This is a genomic window from Pseudarthrobacter linnaei, from assembly GCF_055412825.1.
The window spans coordinates 22,668-43,259 of the sequence record NZ_JBVAYX010000006.1 but is presented as its reverse complement, the minus strand read 5'-3'; the positions used below and the strand labels follow the sequence as shown (position 1 = coordinate 43,259).

General features: G+C 69.0%; 17 protein-coding genes. 9 read left to right on the top strand and 8 right to left on the bottom strand.

The genetic code is table 11. The annotated features are described in order from the left end of the window. Positions 1–35 precede the first annotated feature (35 nt). Positions 36–2,567 carry an ATP-dependent DNA ligase gene (locus tag ACZYZ3_RS07760; protein WP_463963250.1) on the bottom strand — a complete coding sequence of 844 codons (2,532 nt, stop codon included), beginning with the start codon at positions 2,565–2,567 and terminating at the stop codon, positions 36–38. Between the two features lie 40 nt (positions 2,568–2,607). On the opposite strand from ACZYZ3_RS07760, the gene ku reads away from it, so the two are divergent. After that, the gene (gene ku, locus ACZYZ3_RS07755) at positions 2,608–3,639 is read left to right on the top strand and encodes a non-homologous end joining protein Ku (RefSeq protein WP_463963249.1); all 1,032 of its coding nucleotides are present in this window, start codon (positions 2,608–2,610) and stop codon (positions 3,637–3,639) included. Positions 3,640–3,671: 32 nt separating this feature from the next. On the opposite strand, the gene ACZYZ3_RS07750 is transcribed toward ku, so the two are convergent. From ACZYZ3_RS07750 to ACZYZ3_RS07725, 6 genes are all read right to left on the bottom strand, one after another. Next, positions 3,672–3,959, bottom strand: coding sequence for a DUF7218 family protein (locus ACZYZ3_RS07750; RefSeq protein WP_463963248.1), 288 nt, complete (start codon positions 3,957–3,959; stop codon positions 3,672–3,674). 199 nt (positions 3,960–4,158) lie between these two features. Then, positions 4,159–4,437 carry an HPr family phosphocarrier protein gene (locus tag ACZYZ3_RS07745; protein WP_056428072.1) on the bottom strand — a complete coding sequence of 93 codons (279 nt, stop codon included), beginning with the start codon at positions 4,435–4,437 and terminating at the stop codon, positions 4,159–4,161. 55 nt (positions 4,438–4,492) lie between these two features. Continuing rightward, positions 4,493–6,571: a PTS fructose transporter subunit IIABC gene (locus ACZYZ3_RS07740; RefSeq protein WP_463963247.1), complete on the bottom strand. Its 2,079-nt coding sequence runs from the start codon at positions 6,569–6,571 to the stop codon at positions 4,493–4,495. 2 nt (positions 6,572–6,573) lie between these two features. After that, positions 6,574–7,560 carry a 1-phosphofructokinase family hexose kinase gene (locus tag ACZYZ3_RS07735; protein ID WP_463963246.1) on the bottom strand — a complete coding sequence of 329 codons (987 nt, stop codon included), beginning with the start codon at positions 7,558–7,560 and terminating at the stop codon, positions 6,574–6,576. After that, on the bottom strand, positions 7,557–8,360 hold the full coding sequence (locus tag ACZYZ3_RS07730) for a DeoR/GlpR family DNA-binding transcription regulator (RefSeq protein ID WP_463963245.1): 804 nt from the start codon (positions 8,358–8,360) through the stop codon (positions 7,557–7,559). Before ACZYZ3_RS07730 ends, ACZYZ3_RS07735 begins: the two co-directional genes overlap by 4 nt. Before the next feature lie 743 nt (positions 8,361–9,103). Further along, positions 9,104–9,367, bottom strand: a complete 264-nt coding sequence (locus ACZYZ3_RS07725; protein ID WP_463963244.1) for a DUF6458 family protein — start codon at positions 9,365–9,367, stop codon at positions 9,104–9,106. Between the two features lie 361 nt (positions 9,368–9,728). On the opposite strand from ACZYZ3_RS07725, the gene ACZYZ3_RS07720 reads away from it, so the two are divergent. The 5 genes from ACZYZ3_RS07720 to ACZYZ3_RS07700 all read left to right on the top strand — a co-directional run bounded on the left by ACZYZ3_RS07720 (position 9,729) and on the right by ACZYZ3_RS07700 (position 15,441). Next, positions 9,729–10,949, top strand: coding sequence for a beta-ketoacyl-[acyl-carrier-protein] synthase family protein (locus ACZYZ3_RS07720; protein WP_463963243.1), 1,221 nt, complete (start codon positions 9,729–9,731; stop codon positions 10,947–10,949). A 9-nt stretch (positions 10,950–10,958) separates the two neighbouring features. Next, on the top strand, positions 10,959–11,603 hold the full coding sequence (locus ACZYZ3_RS07715) for an alpha/beta hydrolase (protein ID WP_463963242.1): 645 nt from the start codon (positions 10,959–10,961) through the stop codon (positions 11,601–11,603). 138 nt (positions 11,604–11,741) lie between these two features. After that, a complete protein-coding gene (locus tag ACZYZ3_RS07710) occupies positions 11,742–12,104 on the top strand; it encodes a hypothetical protein (RefSeq protein WP_463963241.1) in 363 nt (120 codons plus the stop codon). Between the two features lie 190 nt (positions 12,105–12,294). After that, positions 12,295–13,032, top strand: a complete 738-nt coding sequence (locus ACZYZ3_RS07705; RefSeq protein WP_463963240.1) for an HAD family hydrolase — start codon at positions 12,295–12,297, stop codon at positions 13,030–13,032. Positions 13,033–13,110: 78 nt separating this feature from the next. Next, positions 13,111–15,441: a glycoside hydrolase family 65 protein gene (locus tag ACZYZ3_RS07700; protein WP_463963239.1), complete on the top strand. Its 2,331-nt coding sequence runs from the start codon at positions 13,111–13,113 to the stop codon at positions 15,439–15,441. A gap of 58 nt (positions 15,442–15,499) precedes the next feature. On the opposite strand, the gene ACZYZ3_RS07695 is transcribed toward ACZYZ3_RS07700, so the two are convergent. Next, positions 15,500–16,933, bottom strand: coding sequence for an MFS transporter (locus ACZYZ3_RS07695; protein ID WP_463963238.1), 1,434 nt, complete (start codon positions 16,931–16,933; stop codon positions 15,500–15,502). A gap of 275 nt (positions 16,934–17,208) precedes the next feature. Here ACZYZ3_RS07695 and ACZYZ3_RS07690 point away from each other — a divergent pair, with 275 nt between their 5' ends. The 3 genes from ACZYZ3_RS07690 to ACZYZ3_RS07680 all read left to right on the top strand — a co-directional run bounded on the left by ACZYZ3_RS07690 (position 17,209) and on the right by ACZYZ3_RS07680 (position 20,592). After that, positions 17,209–18,582: an NAD-dependent succinate-semialdehyde dehydrogenase gene (locus ACZYZ3_RS07690; protein ID WP_463963237.1), complete on the top strand. Its 1,374-nt coding sequence runs from the start codon at positions 17,209–17,211 to the stop codon at positions 18,580–18,582. A gap of 415 nt (positions 18,583–18,997) precedes the next feature. Next, entirely contained in the window at positions 18,998–19,852 is an 855-nt protein-coding gene (locus ACZYZ3_RS07685; protein WP_463963416.1) for a hypothetical protein, read from the top strand. Then, complete coding sequence (locus tag ACZYZ3_RS07680; RefSeq protein WP_463963236.1) at positions 19,843–20,592, top strand: LamB/YcsF family protein; 750 nt, start codon at positions 19,843–19,845, stop codon at positions 20,590–20,592. Before ACZYZ3_RS07685 ends, ACZYZ3_RS07680 begins: the two co-directional genes overlap by 10 nt.

Here is a 20,592-nt window from a genome sequence, read left to right as displayed (position 1 = left end):
CCGGGCTTCTCCCTGACTTCGCATTGGCTTTAGTCCTATTCCATCACCACGTCCGCCGGGTTTTTATCCACCCGCCAGCCGCGCCAGACCGGGTGCCGGAGCTTGCCGCTGCCGGTCCATTCCCCGTAGGTGACTTCCCCGACAAGCTTGGCGCTCACCCAGTGCGCGTCCGAGGCGTCGGCCGCAGGCACCTCCTCGAACGGTGAGGTCTTCCGGGGCAGGGCATCGAGCTGCTGGCGAAGTTCCTTGAGTTCCCGGGCGCTGAATCCGCTGCCGACGCGCCCGACGTAGCGCAACTTCGATCCGGCCGGGATCCCCAGCAGGAGTGAGCCGACGGATTCCCCGCGCTCGCCTTTGCCCGGCCTCCAGCCGCCGACCACAACCTCCTGGGTTCGTTCGAACTTGAGCTTGAGCCAGGACTTGCTGCGCTGTCCGACGTAGCGGCCGTCCGTGCGCTTGGCCATGACGCCCTCCAGCCCCAGTTCCTCGGCGCTTTCCAGGATGTGCCGGACGTCGCCGTCGATCAGCGGGGACAGTTCCACCGGGCAGCCGGACGTGGTGAAGAAGGCTTCCAGCCGGGCGCGCCGCCTGCGGAGCGGCAGTCGGCGCAGGTCGGTGCCGTTCTCGGACAGGAGGTCGAACAGCATCAGCCGCACGGGCGTCGTCGATTGCGCCTTCGCGATGTCAGCGGCCTTGGTGAGTTTCATCCGCCCCTGCAGCAGCCCGAAGTCCGGCCGCCCCGAGGGGCCGACGGCGATGATCTCGCCGTCGGCGATGAAATCCTGCTCCGGCCAGCAGGAGCGGTCGGTCAGTTCCGGGTACGCGGCGGACATGTCGTTGCCGTTACGGCTGATCAGACGGATCCGGTGCGCGTCCCCAACGACCAGGGCCCGCACCCCGTCCCATTTGAGTTCGAACTGCCAGTCCTTGTCCGGCAGGTCCGCGGCGGTTCCGGAGCTGGCGAGCATCGGCGTGAAGGCTGCCGGGTCCGCCGCGGCCGGCGGTTCACTTTCCGGCGCTGCGGCACCGGATTCCAGGGCCGGTGCCGGCTCCGGCTCCTGCTCCTGCAACGGCGGGGGCCCTTGGCCCTTCTTCGCGCCCTGCGGGTCCATGAGGTGGATGAGCCACTGGTCGTCGCCGCGGCCGGTGTGGATCAGCGCGAACCGGCGGGCGCCGCCCAGACCGCCGTCGTCCTGGCCCGTGAGGGTGGCAATGACCTCTTTGCCTGCGACCCACTTCTCGCACTCGTAGTAGCCGTGGTCCCAGATGCTGATGGTCCCGGCGCCGTACTGGCCCTTGGGAATGGTCCCTGCGAAGTCCGCGTAGTCCATCGGGTGGTCCTCGGTCTGGACGGCCAGGTGGTTCTTGGTCTTGCTGGTGGGGACGCCCTTGGGCAACGCCCAGGACACCAGCACGCCGTCGCGCTCCAGCCGGAAGTCATAATGCAGCCGGCTGGCGTGGTGCTCCTGGATGACGAACTTCTCCCGGAGGGTGCCGTTTGCTGTCCCCGTGCGGTGCCGTTCCGCCGTGAACGGCTCCGGGGTCGAGGCAGCGTCCCGCTTGGCGCGGTACTTCTCCAGCCGCGGGTCGGTGTCGCCGCCGTCGCCGGGCGCGTCCCCTGCTGGGCCGCCCGGATGCCCGTCCGCCGGGGCACCCGGCCGCCCCTCGCCGGAGATGGCGGCGAAAGGATCCTTGCCGGACCTGACCCGTTCCAGGACCTCCTGGTAGTCGAGCTGGTGGAGGGACGGCGAGCTCAGTTCGCGCCAGGTCCGGGGCGCGGCCACGGTGGGCCGGAGCCGCCCGCGCAGGGAGTAGGGGACGATGGTGGTTTTTGCGGCGCTGTTCTGGCTCCAGTCCACCAGGACCTTGCCGGTGCGCAGCGTCTTCTTCATGTCGCTCACGGCCAGTTCCGGGTGATCGGCTTCCAGCGATCGTGCCAGTTCGTGGGCGAACTCGGAGATCTGCTCGGAGCTCTGCGTGCCGTCGAGGGCGGCGTACAGGTGGATGCCCTTGCTGCCGCTGGTCACGGGGACGGGATCCAGGCCCACGTCCTGCAGGATGGTGCGGGCGAGCATCGCGACCTCAACGCACTCGGCCAGCCCCGCACCCTCGCCGGGATCCAGGTCCAGCACCAGCCGGTCCGGCGGCTGGGCGTCTCCGTGCGAGTCGACGCGCCACTGCGGCACATGGATCTCCAGGGCAGCGATCTGCGCGAGCCAGGTCAGCGTGGCAGGGTCGTTGACCAGCGGGTACTGGATGGTGCGTTCCTTGTGCGTGATGGAGGCCCTCGGGACCCACCCCGGCGTGGAGTGGTCCAGGTTCTTCTGGAAAAACATCTCGCCGGGGGCATCGGCCGTCCCGACGCCGTGCACCCAGCGTTTCCGGGTGGCCGGGCGGTTCGCGGCGGCCGGGATGAGGACGGGCGCCACAGCAGCGTAGTAGGCCAGCACATCGGCCTTCGTGGTGCCGGTCTCCGGATACATGACCTTGTCCAGGTTGGTGACCACCAGTTCGCGGCCCCCGATCCGGACCCGCTCCTTGTTACTGGCGGACGTCCGTTCAGCCAAGGGGCTTCACCTCCACGCAACTGTGATGTTCACTTGATCCATGAGAGCCATTTGGAAAGGCGCGATAGCGTTTGGGCTGGTCAACGTGCCCGTCAAGGTCTACAGCGCGACCGAGGACCACGACATCAGCCTGCATCAGGTCCACAATGCCGACGGCGGACGGATCCGCTACCAGCGCCGCTGCGAGGTCTGCAGCAAGATCGTGGACTACGAGGACATCGATAAGGCCTACGAGGACGACGGCCGCACGGTTGTCCTCAGCAGGGAGGAGCTCAAGTCCATTCCGGCCGAGAACAGCCACGAGATCGACGTGGTGCAGTTTGTGCCGGCTGAGCAGCTCGACCCGATGATGTTCGAGAAGAGCTACTACCTCGAGCCGGACTCCAAGTCGCCCAAGGCCTATGTCCTGCTGCGCCGGGCGCTCGAGGACACCGAACGGGTGGCCATCGTCCAGTTCGCCCTGCGGGACAAAACCCGGCTGGGAGCCCTGCGGATCCGCGGTGACGTGCTGGTGCTGCAGGCTTTGCTGTGGGCTGACGAAGTGCGCGAGGCCAGCTTCCCCTCGCTCGAAACAACAATCCGCATCTCCGCCCAGGAGCGTGAGATGTCCGCCGCGCTGGTCGATTCGATGGCGGCGGACTTCGAACCGGAGCAGTTCACCGACGACTACCAGCTGCAGCTGCGCCAGCTCATCGAGGCGAAGCTGGAGAAGGGCGAATCCCTGGACACCGAGGAGACCTTTGGCGTCCCGGCGGCCGAGGCCGGCAGCGGCGAGGTGATCGACCTGATGGAAGCACTCAAACGGAGCCTGGAGAAGAAGCGCGGCGGAGGGGCAGCGTCCGCGGACGAACCTGCAAAGCCTGCCGCCAAGCCGGGGGCCGCGGCCAAAGCCGCGCCCAGGACGGCTGCCCGGACCGCCGCCAAGGCCGCGCCCGAGACGGCCAGCAAGACCGCCAGCAAGACCGCAGGTAAGACCGCAGGTAAGACTCCGGGTAAGACTCCGGCCAAGACCGCCGCTTCCAAGACGTCCGCCCCGAAGGCCGCCGTGCGGAGCGCGCGGAAGGAAGCCTGAGCGGACGGCTGTCCGGCCAGTGGCCATCGGGATCAGGAGTTCCGTAGCGCGGCGATGAGCTCGCTTTTCTTCTTGGCCGAGTAGCCCTTGAGCCCGATCTCCCTGGCGCGTTCCTTGAGCTGGGGGACGGTCCAGTCCTCGTAGCCGCCGGCCTTCCCGCCCTTGCGGCCTACGGCTGACCGGCCGTTCTTCGCTGCGGCGTTGGAGATGCGGGCGGCCTTCTGCTTCGACGCGCCGTCCTCCAGCAGCTCTTCGTAGAGTCCGGGGTCCTTGATGCTGGGGTTCTCGGAGCCCCGCGGGGCGTTCTTCTTCGTTGGCATGGCTACCTCGGCGGCTGGGTTGTACGCGGTGAGTGGTACCGCGGATTCCAAGCTAGCGGCGCCGCCGGGCCGTGACAAGTAGCTACTAAGTTTGCTGAGGAATTTCCCGGCGAACCCCGGGAACGCCGAGGCCCGGCCGCAGCCCTGTTCGGGTGCGGCCGGGCCTCGGACGCGGCGGCGGTACCGCCGGAGGGTGGCGCTATTCGGCGTCGTGGTCCGTTTCCAGGATCTGGACCAGGCGTTCGAGGGCGGCGTCGGCGCCGTCGCCCTCGGCGCGCAGGACCACAACCTCGCCGTGGGACGCGCCCAGGCTCATGAGGGACAGGATGCTGGCGGCATCCATGGCCTCGTCAACGGGTTCGCCCAGCCGGGCAATGGTGATCTCGAGATCGAACTCGCCTGCAGCCTCGGCAAAGATTGCGGCCGGGCGGGCGTGCAGCCCTACGCGGCTGGCAATGGTGGCGTTACGTTCGGTCATTGTTGCTCCTTGGTTCAGCATGGGGATGAAGGCTAGGGAAGGTCTTCTGGGCGGCTCAGACGGCTACGGAAACCTGTTCCACCGTATCAACCGGCTTCTTGACTGCCCAGCGCTTGAGCCCGATGATGGCGAAGGCCGTGACGACGGTGCCGGCCGCGATGGCGACGACGAACATCAGGAAGTTGTCGATGGCGAAGAAGACGAAAATGCCGCCGTGCGGTGCCTTCGATCCCACCCCGGCTGCCATCGAGATGGCACCCGTCACGGCGCCGCCGATCATGCTGGCGGGGATGACGCGGAGCGGGTCGGCCGCGGCGAAGGGGATGGCGCCTTCGGAGATGAAGGAGGCTCCCAGCAGCCAGGCGGCCTTGCCGTTTTCCTGCTCCGCCAGGCTGAAGAGCTTCTTGTTCAGCACGGTGGAGGCGAGGGCCATGGCCAGCGGCGGGACCATGCCGGCGGCCATTACGGCCGCCATGATCTGCCACGGTGCCTGGTTGTCGATGGTTGCCGCGCCGAGGCCGGCGACGGCGAAGGAGTAGGCAACCTTGTTGACGGGTCCGCCGAGGTCGAAGCACATCATCAGGCCGAGGATGACGCCGAGGGCGATGGCGCTGGCGCCGGTGAGGCTGGACAGCCAGTCGTTGAGGCCCACGGTGAGTGCGGCGATCGGGCCGCCCAGGACCAGGAACATCAGGCCGGACGCTACGAGGGATGCCACCAACGGAATAATGACCACCGGCATCAGGCCGCGCAGCCAGCGGGGGACGCTGATCTGGCCGATGGCATGTGCCGTGTAGCCTGCCAGCAGCCCGCCGACGATGCCGCCGAGGAAGCCCGCACCCATGAACCCGGCAACGGCACCGGTGACGAAGCCGGGGGCGATGCCCGGCCGGTCAGCCAGGGCGAAAGCGATGTAGCCGGCCAGCGCCGGGACGAGGAAGCCGAGGGACAGGGCGCCGATCTTGAACATCACGGCACCTAGGAAGGCGCCCAGCGGGCCCCAGGCCAGTTCCGGGTAATCGGTCGGCAGATTGGTGAGCGTGTTCTCCGCCAGGATCTTGTCGGCGTACGCAGTGATGTCGTAGCCGCCCAACAGGAAGCCAAGGGCGATCAGCAGACCGCCGCCGGCCACGAACGGGATCATGTAGCTGACACCCGTGAGCAGCGCCTTCTTCAGCTTCGTGCCGAAGTGCTCGCCCTTTTCCTCGGCCTCCAGCTGCGCCTGATCCTCACCATAGTGCGGGACGCGGCGGGCGTTCGGGTTGTCCGCGGCGGCGAGGGCCTCCCGGACCATCTTTTCCGGCTCGTCGATGCCGCGCTTGACCGGGGCGTTGATGACGGGCATGCCGGCGAAGCGCTCCTTGCCGCGCACGTCCACGTCCACGGCGAAGATCACGGCGTCGGCGGCCGCGATTACGGCCGGGTCCAGGGGCTTGGCGCCGGAGGAGCCCTGCGTCTCGACCTGCAGGTCGATGCCGGCTTCCTTGGCCGCGGCCACGAGCGAATCAGCGGCCATGTAGGTGTGGGCGATGCCGGTGGGGCAGGCGGTCACAGCGACGAGGCGCTTGGGCCGGGGTGCCCCGGCCGGTGCGGGCTCGGCGGTTGGGCCGGCTGGGGTCGAACCGGCGGCAGTTGCGCCGGTAGCAGCGGCTGTGGCCGCTGCCGGGGCTGCCGCGGCAGGCTTGTCCGCGAGGGCGCCCTCGACGAGCTCGACGACCTCGGCCGCTGAACCCGCGGCACGCAGGGACGCGGTGAAGTCCTTTTTGATCAGGGAACGGGCCAGCCTGGAGAGCAGTTTAAGGTGCTCCTGGTCCGCGCCTTCGGGGGCGGCGATGAAGAAGATCAGGTCCGCGGGGCCGTCCTTGGCGCCGAAGTCGACCGGCTGGGAGAGCCGGGCCATGACCAGCGTCGGCTCGGTGACCGCCGTCGAACGGCAGTGCGGGATGGCGATGCCGCCGGGGACGCCGGTGGCGGTCTTCTGTTCCCGGGCGAAGGCGTCGGCAAAGAGGCCTTCAATTTCGGTGGCGCGTCCGTTGGCGGCAACTTTGCCTGCCAGGTGCCGGATCACGTCCTCGGGCGTGCTGCCCAGGTTCTGGTCGAGCTCGACCAGGTCGGTCGTAATGAGCTGAGTCACTGTCAATCCTTCTTCAGGGCCGTGATGGTTACGGCATCGGGGGTGGTTTGGTGGACTGCCGGGACTGTGGAGCCCGGCAGAGAAGCGGCGGCGGCACCATGGGCCACAGCCTGACGGAGGCAATCGGCCGGGGCGGCGCCCCGGCTGGAGGCGAGCAGGTAGCCGGCCAGCGACGAGTCCCCTGCGCCCACCGTGCTCACCGCAGTGACCGGCGGGTGCGTGGCCAGCCACGCGCCGCCGGCCGTCACAAGCACCGCACCCTTGGAGCCGAGCGTGGCGAGCACGGCACCCACCCCGGAGCGCACGACGGCGGAAGCGGCCGCCGCGGCGGCCTCCGGATCCGCTTCGAGTTCCTCGGCGGACTTGTGCGTGGCGAACCCGGCTGCGGCAGCCAGTTCCACGAGTTCCTCGGCGTTGGGCTTGATGAGATCCGGCTTTCCCAGCGCGTCGCCGGAGACCGCGGCGGCGAGCGGTTCGCCGGAGGAGTCGACGGCGATGAGGGGGGCCTCGTTGCCGTGGCCCATGGAGCGCAGCCGCCGGGTGACGGTGGCATAGAAGCCGGCCGGTACCCCGGGTGGGAGCGATCCGGCCAGGACAACCCAGCTGGCTCCGCGGGCGTGGTCCAGGAGCAGCCCGATCAGGGCCTCCTGCTGGTCCGCACTCAGCACCGGGCCGGGTTCGTTGATCTTTGTCGTGACACCGCCCGGTTCGGTGAGCGCCACATTGCTGCGCAGCGGCTCGCCGATCGGGAGCGCGGCGAACGGGACGTCGCCGTCCCGAAGGCCGGCGAGGACGGGGTCCGCCTCGGCTCCGGGCAGCACCGCTACCGTCGTCAGGCCGGAGGCGACGAGGGCGCGGGAGACGTTGACGCCCTTGCCTCCGGATTCCTGCCGGACGGAGACGGCCCGCTGGACTTCGCCGCGGAGCAGGGGGCCCGGCAACGCCACGGTACGGTCCAGGCTCGGGTTGGCGGTCAGGGTGACAATCACGCGACCACCACCTCCACTCCGGCGTCCGCGAGGGCGTCGGCCAGGTCCTGGCTGGGTTTCGTGTCAGTGATCAAGGTGTCCAGATCTTTCAACGAGGCGAACTGGACGAGGGTTTCGGCGTCCAGCTTGGAGGCATCAGCCAGCACCACAATGCGGCGTGCTGATTGGACGAAGGCAGCCTTGACAGCGGCTTCTTCAGGATCGGGAGTGCTCAGCCCGAAGGCTGCATGGATGCCGTTGGTGCCGATGAAGGCGATGTCCGGGCGGAGCCGGCGGGCGGCTTCCACTGTGGACTGGCCAACGGCGGCCTGCGTGATCCCGCGGACCTTTCCGCCCAGCAGGTGCAGGGCGATGCCGGGTTCCCCGGACAGCTTGGCCGCGACGGGCAGCGAGTGGGTGATGACCACGAGTTCGGCAGCGGGTCCTGAAATGGCGGTGCTCGCTGCCGTCCGGGCGGCCAGGAGTTCCGCGAGGGCCTCTGTGGTGGATCCGGCGTCGATCAGGACGCTCCCGGTGCGGTCCTGCGGGATGAGCGCCAGGGCGGCCTCGGCGATCCGGGTCTTTTCCGGCTGACGCTGGTCGGTGCGGACCAGGATGCTTTCCTCGGTGGTACTGAATCGGTCCGGGGACACCGCGCCGCCGTGGACCCGGCGCACGCTGCCGGCGGCTTCGAGGGCGGCCAGGTCCCGGCGGACCGTCTCGGTGGTGATGCTGAAACGCTCGGCAAGGTCCGTGACGCTGGCGCGGCCGCTGGCAGTAATGAGCCCAACGATGAGTTGTTGGCGTTCTTCGGCGAACACTGGCTCTCCTTTGCGTCAGTACTGCGGACCCTCCCGCCACTTCAGTGATAGCCATCACAGGTGGTGGGGTTGATTGACTTTATCTTTGAATCTGTGGCTTTGTCAATGAAAAACAACATGAACGCAGAAGACTCACCCCGCCGCCCGGGGGACATGCCCAGTCTTGGCGCCGCAGAGTGGGCATGGTGGCACTCTGTCCGCCCCTGGCTGCGCAGGCTGGGCATGCGCAGTGTGCGGGCCGGTGAGCCGGGGGACATGTCAAGTCTTTGTGCTGGGGCGTGGGCACATTGGGACGATGTCCGCCCGTGGCTCCGCGGACTGGGCATGCCCAATCTGGGGGTGGGCGAGGCAGGGGAGCATCCGCGTTCTGTGAGCCCTCGACGGGGGGACATGTCCACTCCTCGCGGTGAGGAGTGGACAAATTGGCACTATGTCCGCCCGTGGCTCCACGGGCTGGGCATGCCCAATCTGGGGGTGGGCGAGGCAGGGGAGCATCCGCGTTCTGTGAGCCCTCGACGGGGGGCATGTCCACTCCGGGGTTTGGTGAGCCGCGGGGCATGTCCACTCTTCGCGGTGCGGAATGGGCGCATTGGCACTATGTCCACCGGTGGCTCCGCGGGCGGGGCATGTCCCGCGCGGGGGAGTGGGCGGGGGAGCGCAAAGACGCCGGGCCAGACCTTGGGTCCGGCCCGGCGTGCGGGTCGTTCATGCTGTGCACCGTGGTGCACAGCAGCGTTCTGGCGCTAGATGCCGGCGTCGCGGCTCTCATTGCGAGTGATGGTCTCGCCGGTGTTGGGATCGACGACGGAGCGGGTTTCGCTGACCCGGCGGGTTCGGCTGCGGCCCGGGGACGCCAGCACCAGGGAGGCGATCAGCCCGATGACGCCCACCGCCATCAGGATGTAGCCGATCATGCTCTGGTCGACGTTGGGGATCAGCCCGGGGGTGATGGCCCAGGCCAAAATGGCGCCGAGGGCGATGAGGAAGATGGAGGAACCGATTCTCATGACTTGCTCCTTGTGTCCGGTGGGACGGATTGGTACTGCTAAGCATACTGTCCAACGTCACGCTACAGCCCGGTGGGTGTTGTTTCAACGATCCGCGCGGCGCCACTCCGATCAGCCTTCGCGCGGCATCGTGCCCGCCCCGGCGGTTCCAAACAGCGGCGGCGCCGCCGGGGGCGCTTGTTCGTACCCGTGGCGGATCGGCGGCCGGGGAATCCGGGCCCGCGGCCGGCGATCGCACGTACTCTTAAAGGGTGCATAGCGGCAGCCCCCATGCCTGCCCCCCGTTTGACCCCGCTACTCCCGCCCTCCTGCCCGCACTGCCGCAGGTCCCCTGGCGGGTCTCACAGAAACGCCGGTACCCATGCCTGAAGCTTCCCCCAGAGTCGTTGTCACCGGACTGGGCGCCGTGACCCCGGTAGGCGGGACCGCCGCCGAGACCCGGGCGGCGCTGCTGGCCGGGCGCTCCGGAATCGTGGCGCTCGAGGAGGACTGGGCGCAGGCGCTGCCGGTCCGAATGGCGGGCCAGGTGAAGATTGACGTCGCCTCGCTTCTCACCACTCCCGAATACAAGAAGATGGACCGGTGCGGGCATCTGGCGGTGATCGCGGCCCGCGAAGCGTGGGAGCAGGCGGGCCGGCCGGAGACTGATCCGGAACGCCTGTCGGTGGTGATCGGGTCCGGCTACGGCGGCCTCGACACCATTCTTGAGCAGACCCGGACGCTCGATTCCAGCGGCCCGCGCAGGGTTTCCCCGCATACCCTCACCCGGATCATGACCAACGCCCCCGCGGCCTGGGTCTCCATCGACGTCGGTGCCAAAGGAGGGGCGCGCACCCCGGTGAGCGCCTGCGCTTCCGGGGCGGAAGCCATCTCCCAGGCCTCCGACATGATCCGGGCCGGTGCGGCGGACGTCGTGATCGCGGGCGGCGTGGATTCCTGCATCAATGGCCTGATCATCAGCGGATTCGCTCAAATTCGCGCGTTGTCCACCCGCAACGGGGACCCGCAGTCCGCATCGCGGCCCTTCGACCGGGACCGGGACGGATTCGTGCTGGCCGAAGGCGCCGCGATCCTGGTCCTGGAACGTGAGGACCACGCCCGGGCCCGCGGAGCGGAAATCCTTGGTGTAGTGGCCGGAACCGCGGTCACGTCCGACGCCGTCGACATCGTCGCTGCTGATCCGGCCATGCAGCGCCGGGTGATGGAAAAGGCCATCGCCGCCGCCGGCCTTGGCGTCAGGGACATCGGCCTCGTCCACGCGCACGCGACGTCCACCCCGGTCGGCGACCGCCTGGAAGCCGGAGCGATCAGGGCCGTGCTCGGAAACCAGGTTCCCGTCACGTCCACGAAATCCCTCACCGGTCACCTCCTCGGCGGGGCCGGCGCGCTCGGCGCCATCGTGGTGATCCAGGCCTTGAAGACCGGCGACGTCCCCGGCACCGGCAACCTGGACCAGCCCGACGACGGGGTCGACCTCAACCTCCTCCGGGAAACCGTGGCAGGACAGCCGGCCAGGGCAGGCATCGCCAACGCGTTCGGATTCGGCGGGCACAGCACCGCGCTGGTGATCACCGAAAGCTAGGCTGTTCCGATGGAGACAGTCGTCTGGTCCAAGCCGGAACACGAACGCGCCGGCACGCCGCTGCTGGTGATGCTGCACGGCTACGGCCGGGACGAATCCCGGATGGCGAAACTCTTTGAGAGCCTGCCGTCCGGGTTCACCTGCGCCGCCCTGCGCGGACCCAAGGAGATCGGGGACGGCCACGGCTGGTTCCTGCTGGACTACTTCCTGTCCCATGACTTCGCCGACGTCATCTCCTCGACGAATGCCGTCTTCGGCTGGATCGAATCCGTCAAAGCCCGGCACAGCAGCGTCAGCCTCTTCGGCTACTCGCAGGGCATGGCCATGGCCACCACGCTGCTGCGGCTGCGGCCCGCGCAGTTCCGGGCCGTCGTCGGGCTGTCCGGTTTTGTCCTGGAAAACGAACTCCTGGCGATGAGCGAATCGTTCGAGGCCCGCCCGCCCTTCTTCTGGGGCCGGGACCGGGACGACGTGGTGATCAACGACGCCGCCACGGAGCACACCGAGGCCTGGCTCCACGAGCACACGCAGCTCACGGCTCGGACGTACCCCGGAATGGGCCACTCGATCTCGGCGGCGGAACTCGCGGACGTCAGTGCGTTCCTCCGCCACTACGTGCTGCGCCCGGATGGTCGGGCGCCGGGCGCAGCCTAGCCCGCGGCGCCCGGCGCGGCAGGACCAAACGACCGTCATTCATTTATCCACTTGCACGCTAATTTTGTAAGCGTTTACACTCGATGATGGCCGTGTTCACGGCCCATTTACTACAGGGGGAAGAAAGGGCTGAGCCGCGTGCTGCAGGCCAAGACGCCGCCCGTCACCATCCAGGACGTCGCCGCTCTCTCCATCTGCACCGTCTCACGGCCCCTCCGGAACCTCCCGGACGTCTCCGCCCGGTCCTGTGCAAAAGTCGGCGATGCGGCCGGCGGGCTGGAACGGGTTGCCTCCCGCCTGGCTGGCGGACGCGCGGGGTCCATCGCCACCATCTCCTGGCAGGCAGCGGATCAGGAAGTGTTCGCGGCCAAGCTGCTGATTGAAAGACTCGACCGCTCTGGACTGCCGAACCCCCCGACCTGCCACGCGCTGGAAACCAAACTGATGGCGCGCAAGTGCACCCGCAGCCGGCGCTGTCCGGCGCCGAGCCCAGCGGCCTGACCCTTCAGCGTTTACCCCTCCAGCGGTTACCCCCGGTGTTTGCCTTCCGGGGTTCCGCAGAGGGTGCCGTCCACCGACGGTGCCGTCCACCGACGACGCGTCCACCGACGGCGTCCTGTGCCGTCCCAATGCCCCGCCGAAGGGGCAGACCACCGACTTTGTTCCCGCCGTCTGAAAGGACAACCGTTCCATGACTGAGCTTTCCAACAGCACCCCTTCGAGCTGGACCGGGGCCTCCGCCATCCTCTTTGACCTCGACGGCGTCCTGACCCCCACCGCGATCGTGCACGAACGCGCCTGGCAGGAGCTTTTCGACGGCTTCCTCAAGACCGTGCCCGAGGCGCCCGGCTACCGTGAAAGCGACTACTTCGACCACATCGACGGCAAGCCGCGCTTCGACGGGGTCCGCGACTTCCTGGCCTCCCGCAACATCGTCCTGCCCGAGGGCCCGCTGGGTGACGACCCGGCGCACAACACCGTCCACGGTCTGGGCAACCGCAAGAACAGGGTCTTCAACGACATCGTCGAAGCCGGCGGCGTCAAGCCCTACGAAGGCTCCGTGCGCTTCATCGACGCCGCGCTGGCCCGCGGGCTCAAGGTCGCCGTCGTCTCCTCCTCCCGCAACGCCCCGGCAGTGCTGAAGGCCGCCGGCCTCTCCGACTACTTCCCGGTGGTGGTCGACGGCGTCGTCGCCGTCGCCGAAGGCCTGCCCGGCAAGCCCAGCCCGGCGACCTACGAGTACGCCGCCCGGCTGCTTGGCCTGCCCAGCGAGGAGTGCGTCGTCGTCGAGGACGCCGTCTCCGGCGTTCAGGCCGGACACGCGGGGAACTTCCACTCGGTGATCGGCGTGGACCGCGGCGCCGGCCGGCAGGCCCTGCTGGCCGCCGGCGCCACCCTCGTGGTCAACGACCTCGAAGAGCTCCTCTAGCCTCCGCCCTCCGTTTCCGCCCGGCAGGGCCCCGCCCCGACTTTCACCACCTGACTCTTTACCGCCTGAAGGAAAACCATGGCCCTCATCACCTCGGACCGCGCACGGTTCCCCAACGACCCGTGGCAGCTGGTCGAGACCGTCCACCTGCCCGGCAACGCCGGCACGCTGGAGACGCTCTTCAGCCTGGGCAACGGCCACCTCGGCATCCGCGGCGCCCACTGGTCAGCCGCCGACGCCGATCTGCCGGGCAGCTTCATCAACGGCTTCCACGAGACCTGGGACATCAAGCACGCCGAGAACGCCTACGGTTTCGCCCGCACCGGCCAGCGGATCCTGTACATTCCGGACGCCAACAACTTCACCGTGGTCATTGACGGCGAAACCCTGAGCCTGGGCGAATCGACCGTGCTGGACTACCGGCGCAGCGTCGACTTCGCCACCGGTGTCTACGACTGCCGGATCACCTGGCAGTGCCGTTCCGGCGCCACCGTGACCACCACGGAACGCCGCGCCGTCGGCTACCAGTCCCGCGGAGCGCTCGGCATCTCGCTGGAACTGGCGGCGGACCGGGACATCTCCGCGGATGTGACCTCCTCGGTGATCAACCGCCAGGACCAGCCGGTCGAGGAACACTCCTCCCATGACCCGCGCCGCGCCGGCCGACACGCCGGTCGGGTGCTGCTTCCCGTGCGGCTCGACGGCGGCGACGGCTCGCTGCGCCTGTCCTGGGAGACCGCCGAATCCAGGCAACGCATCGGCCTGGCGGTGGACCACTGGACGAACGCCGGGGTGCAGCCCTTCGACACGCTGGTGCACGAGGACGAGAGCAGCGTGCGCTATGTCCTGGCCGTCGGCGCCGACGCGCCGTTCGTGCTGGAAAAGAGTGTCAGCTACGCCGTCGGGCAGGCCTCCGCGGACCTGGCCGACGACGCCGAGGCAGGCCTTAGGCCGCTCGCGGAGATCTTCGCCGAAAGCGCCGCGCACTACCGCGAGTACTGGACCACGAGTGACATCGTCCTCGCCGGCCAGACCGAACTCCAGCAGGCCGTCCGCTGGAACCTCTTCCAGCTGGCCCAGGCCACGGCCTGCGCCGACGTCGCCGGCATCCCGGCCAAGGGCGTCAGCGGTTCCGGCTACGACGGCCATTACTTCTGGGACCAGGAGGTGTATCTGATGCCGTACCTGACGTACACCAGCCCGGGCAACGCCCGCCAGGTCCTCGAGTTCCGCCACGACATGCTTCCCGAGGCCAAGATCCGTGCCAAGGAGCTCAGCGTGGACGGCGCCCTCTTCCCGTGGCGCACCATCAACGGGCTCGAGGCGAGCGCCTACTACGCCGCCGGCACGGCCCAGTTCCACATCGCCGCCGCCATCGCCTTCGCCACCAACCGTTACATCTGGGCCAGCGGTGACCAGGAGTTCCGGGAGACCCTCGGCTCGGAGCTGCTGATCGAGACCGCCCGGATGTGGGTCTCATTGGGCTTCTTCGGTAAGGACGGGCTCTTCCACATCCACGGCGTCACCGGCCCGGACGAGTACACCGCCGTCGTCAATGACAACCTGTACACCAACGTCATGGCCCGGTTTAACCTGCGCGCCGCGGCTGCGCTGGACTACGCGGAGATCGACGACGCCGAACGCCAGCTCTGGGAGCAGGCCGCCAACCGGATGCAGCTGCCCTACGACGAGGACCTCCAGGTGCACTCGCAGGACAACGACTTCATGACCCTGGAGCCGTGGGACTGGAGCACGCCCCGGTCCCAGTACCCGTTGCTGCTGCACTTCCACCCCCTGGTGATCTACCGCCACCAGGTCCTCAAACAGGCCGACAGCGTGCTGGCCATGTTCCTGCAGTGGCAGGACTTCACGGCCGAGGAAAAGCGCCGCGCCTTCGACTTCTACGACCCGATCACCACCGGCGATTCCACCCTGTCCGCCTGCGTGCAGGGCATCATGGCGGCAGAGGTTGGCTACGCCGGCGCGGCGCTGAGGCACTTCACGCACGCGCTGTTCATCGACCTGGACGACACCCACGGCAACACGATCGACGGTGTGCACATCGCCTCCACCGGCGGGGTGTGGAGTTCGCTGGTTAGCGGCTTCGCGGGCCTCCGCGACCAGGGTGCGGTGCCGTACTTCGACCCGCGGCTGCCCGCCGAATGGGACGGGCTGTCCTTCCACCTGAAGATCCAGGGCCGGTTGCTGCGGGTCGAACTGGCCCAGGGTTCCATCAGCCTGACCGTGCGCGAAGGTGCGCCGCTCGAGGTGGAGGTGCGAGGTGAGCTGCTCACGGTCGACGGCGACACGGTGCAGATTCCGCTGGCCCCGGTCGCGGAACCGGAGCCCACGATCTTCCCGAGTGGACTCCCGACGGCATCGATCCCGATCGTGCGCGCGGCGGTCTGAGCCCCGCCAAAAGCAACGCGGGGTCACCTAGCGCCCATGTTCGCCACCGGAATGGGCGCTAACTGACCCCGCGTTGCTTCGGGCCGGGATGCACTGGGCCGGAGGCTTCGGAAGGGGCCGCGGCGTCGGCGTGGCCGTCCACCTCGCGGCCTCCCACCTCGCGGCCTCCCACCTCGAGGCCGTCCACCTCGCGGTCGTCCAGCGGGTGGCCGAGTTCGTCCGCCGGCATCCGGGCGACCGCCATGGCGACGGCGGCCATGACCGGGCACACCGTTCCGGCGACCAGGAAGATGAGCCAGATCGGCAGCACCTCCGCGGCGGGTCCGGCGAGGGCCATGGACACCGGCATCAGGGCCAGCGACACGAAGAAGTCCAGGCTGGAGACGCGGCCCAGCAGGTGCGGCGGCACCCGGCGCTGCAGCAGGGTCCCCCAGATGACCATACCCATGCCGCCGGTGGCACCGAAGATGAACAGCGCGGCGGCCAGCGCCCAGAAGCTGTCCATGATGCCGACCGCTGCGATCGGCAGACTGCCCGCACCCCAGCTCACCATCATGACGCTGAGGTAGCGGCGCGGCAGCGGGAACGAGGCCGTGGCCAGCGAGGCTGCCGCGCCGCCGACGCCCATGATGGCGAGCAGGAAGCCGAACATGCGCGAGTCGCCGCCGAGCTGGTCGCCGACCACGAAGGGCAGGAGCACCTCAATAGGGCCGATCAGGAACAACACGGAGATGCAGGCCCACAGCAGGGTCCACAGCAGCCAGGGCGTGCGGACCGTGTAGCTGACCCCCTCGCGGAGGTCGTGCAGCAGGGACGTCCTGGCCCGTCCGCCGGACCCGGACCCGGAATGGGCGCCGCCCTCCGCACCCTCCGCACCCTCGCCGCCCTCCGAGTCCGGCCGGGGCTGGCGGTGGAGCAGGTTGAGGATGGAAAAAGCCAGCAGGTGGCACACCGCCACCCCCGTCACGGCGTGTGCGGGGGACAAAGCAGCGACCAGGATGCCCGCGACGGCGGGACCGGCGGCCTGCTGCAGCAGGGGCCGCATGGTCCCCTCCATGCCGTTGGCCGCGAGCAGGTCCTCCGGCGGGAGGATCCTGGGAAGGATGGCGGAGTAGGCGGGGAAGAAGAACGCGGCCCCGACGCCCAGGACAAACGCGCCGAGCGCGAGATGCCAGAGCTGCAGCCAGCCCAGCATGGCCAGCCCGCTGATGCCGCCAATGACGGCAAGGTTGGCGCCCTCCACCGCGATGATCAGGAGCCGCTGCGGGAACCGGTCCGCCGCGATGCCGCCCGCGAGCACAAACGCGACCAGGCCCACACTGCCCGCCGCCGCCACGAGGGAGAGCTCCAGCGGGCCGCCGCCCAGATGGATCACCTCATAGACCATCGCGACGGCCCACATCCCGGAGCCGAAAACGGAGATGGCCAGGGCCGCTATCAGCACACGGTACTCCCGGTGCGCGAACGGGCGCAGGGCCCTCAGTGAGCGCATGGCTCCAGTCTAGAGGCCCGTCCGGACCCGTCCCAGCCCCGTCCGGACCCGTCCCAGCCCCGTCCGCCCCGTTCCAGCCCGTCGGACAGGCGCCGTCCCCGGAGGCCGGATGGAATAGCGGGACGGGTGCCCGGGTTGCCGCCTAATGGGACGGGCGACCTCATCGGGACAGCCCGTTCCGACGTACTGGGCTCGGATGCCTGCCCTGCCGCAAGAACGCGGCGGCGGCCAGGCCCGGTTGAACTGGACTACTCAGAAACGGAGATGGTGGATTAATGACTGCCTACATGAGCGTGAACCCCGCGACCGGAGAAACGTTGAAGGAATTCCCGCTCGCCACCGCGGCCGAGGTGGAGCACGCGCTGGCGGACTCGAAGGCTGCCTTCCGGGACTGGCAATCGGCGCCGGTGGAGGCCCGCGCGAAGGTGATTGCCCGGGTGGCCGAGCTGTACCGGGAGCGCCGGGATGTGCTGGCCCGGCTGATTGCCACGGAGATGGGCAAGCCCCTGGCCCAGTCCCGCGGCGAAGTGGGCCTCGTGGCTGACATCTACGCCTACTACGCGGACGAGGGTCCGTCCTTTCTTCAGGACGAAATCCTTGACGTCAAAGGCGGCGGCGAGGCCATCGTCCGCTCCGCGCCCGTCGGGCCGCTGCTGGGGATCATGCCGTGGAACTACCCCTACTACCAGGTGGCGCGGTTCGCCGCCCCCAACCTGATCCTCGGCAACACCATCCTCCTCAAGCACGCCGGCAGCTGCCCCCAGTCGGCACTCGCCATCGAGCAGATCTTCAAGGACGCCGGGCTCCCCGAGGGGGCATACATCAACCTGTTCCTGAGCAACGAACAGGTCGCGGAGGTCATCGCCGATGACCGCGTGCAGGGTGTCTCGCTGACCGGCAGTGAGCGGGCAGGGTCGGCCGTTGCCGAGGTGGCCGGCAGGAACCTGAAGAAGTACGTCCTGGAACTCGGCGGCAGCGACCCCTTCATTGTCCTGGACTCCGAGGACCTCGACAGCACCGTCAAAGCCGCCGTCAGCGGACGGATGGGGAACGCCGGGCAGGCCTGCACGGCCTCAAAGCGGTTCATCATCCTTGAGGACCTGTACGAGGCGTTCGTGGAGAAATTCACCGCCAGAATGTCCGCGATCAAGCCGGGCGACCCCCTGCTGGCCGACACCCGGTTCGGCCCGCTTTCCTCGCAGGTTGCCGCGGACGGCCTCATCGAACAGATCCAGGACGCTGTGGAAAAGGGGGCCACCCTGCGGACCGGCGGACACCACGTCGAGGGCCCGGGCGCCTACGTCGAGCCCACGGTGCTGACCGACGTGACCCCCGGGATGCGGGCGTTCTCCGAAGAGCTTTTCGGCCCGGCGGCGGTCATCTACAAGGTCGCCAGTGTGGAGGAGGCCATCGAGCTGGCGAACGGTTCCCCGTACGGCCTCGGCGGCGCGGTCTTCAGCGCCGATGCCGAGAAGGCCAAGGATGTGGCTGACCAGCTGGACACCGGGATGGTGTTCATCAATTCCGTGGCCGAAACCCAGGCGGATCTGCCGTTCGGCGGAGTGAAGCGCTCCGGCGTCGGGCGCGAACTGGCACGGTTCGGCATGAATGAGTTCGTCAACAAGAAACTCATCCGCACCCCGCGCTAACCCGGTGCCGGCGGGGCTCTTCCGCACCCCGCGCTAACCCGGTGCCGGCGGGGCGCTTCCGCGCCGCGGAGGCGCCCCGGCGGCCCCGCCACTTCCCGGAGGCTGCCCGGTTCCTGCCGGGGGCCATCACCCACACCGACGACGGGTTCGATGCCGGCCTCAACGCCGGGAGGGGATTCCGCGCCACCGGCCGGCTCGTGGAATTCGGGTGGAATGGCCCGGCGCCGCTGTGTGTACCCCGGTCCGCTGGGCCCGGCGTCGTCGGCATTGGCGGCCGCGGCCGAATCGTGGGTGCTCTAGCTGCCTGGCCCGGGCGGCGGCTGGGTTGGTGGCTGAAACGCGGACCGAGGGGCCCGTGGCCTAGTGTTAACACCAGACGAAGCTCAGCACACTTATAGTTCACGAAGAGGCGATGATGGCCAAGCGAAGCAACCCGGCAATAAAAATTGCGCAGAAGTCAGCGCACAGCGCGATGTTCGACGCCGAGGGCAAGCCCAAACCCGGCGTCCACAACGTGCTCCTGCGGGCCGTTGAGGTCCAGCGCCCGCTGGTGCTGGCGAACCTGCGCCGGCTCCAGCGGAGGCACCCGCAGGCCACCGCGGCGCAGCTCGCCGCGACCCTGGAACGGGACTACCTCATTGCCGTCACCGGCGGCGGCGCGCTGGTGGGCGGCGCGGCCGTCATTCCGGGCGTCGGGACGGTCGCCGCGCTGGGCCTCTCGGCCGCCGCGACCGTCGGCTTCCTCGAAGCCACCGCACTTTTCTCCACCTCCCTCGCCGAACTCCATGGCGTCCGGCTGGTGGACCCGGACAAGGCCAGTACCCTGGTCATGGCCATCATGCTGGGCGAGGAGGGCACCGCCCTGTTGAGCTCGCTGAGCGGGCAGGCCGCGGGGCAGGGCAAGGGCCCCACCCAGACCTGGGGATCCCTCTTCACCCGCCGGGTTCCGCTGGCCGGCTTCGGCTCGGTGCGGGAACGGATCCAGACAATGTTCCTCCGGACCCTGCTCAAACAGCAGGGCGCTGCCCTGCTGGGCCGGGCGTTGCCGTTTGGCATCGGCGCCGTCGTCGGCGGTGTGGGCAACCGGGTGATGGGCCGCGCCGTCGTCGCGAGCGCCAAGGAAGCGTTCGGCCCGATGCCGCTCGTCATCCCCGGGGAACTGGGCGGCCCGGCGGCACCCGCAGGCCAGGCAGCGGCACCCGAAGGCCCGGCAGCAGTGCGGGGCAGCAAGGACAAGGCAGCGCAGGAAGGCGGCGCGTTTTGGATCTGAACGCCGATCTGGGGGAGTCCTTCGGGACCTGGACCATGGGCGAGGACGCCGCGATGTTCCCGCTGGTCACCAGCGCCAGCGTGGCCTGCGGCCTGCACGCCGGGGACCCGCTGACCATGCTGGACACCTGCCGGGCCGCCTACGAACTCGACGTCCGGGTCGGCGCCCACCTCGGCTACCCGGACCTCGCCGGCTTCGGCCTCCGGGCCATGGACATCACCTTCGATGACCTCTTCGGCGCCGTGCTGTACCAGCTCGGCGCCCTGGACGGGGTGGCGCACGCCGTCGGCGCCTCGGTGGACTACGTCAAACTGCACGGGGCGCTGTACGACCGGACAGTGCGCGACGCCGAGCAGGCCTCCGCCGTGGTCGCCGCCATCCAGGCCTACGACCCGGGACTTCCTGTCCTGGGCTTCCCTGGCTCCGCCCTGCTCGGCATCGCCCAGGAAGCCGGCCACCCGGTCTTCGCGGAGGCCTTCGCCGACCGCGCCTACCTGCCGGACGGCACCCTCATGCCGCGCTCGCAGGACGGCGCCATGCTGGACGACGTCGACCGGATCAGCGAACGCGCGGTGCGCGTCGCCACGACGGGCGAGGTCGAGGCCGTTGACGGCACGGTGCTCCGGATCGAACCGCAATCGCTGTGCATCCACGGCGACACCCCCGGTTCCGTCGCCACGGCCTCCGCGATCCGCGCGGCTCTGGAAAGCGCCGGCGTCGAATTGGCGAGTTTCGCCTGA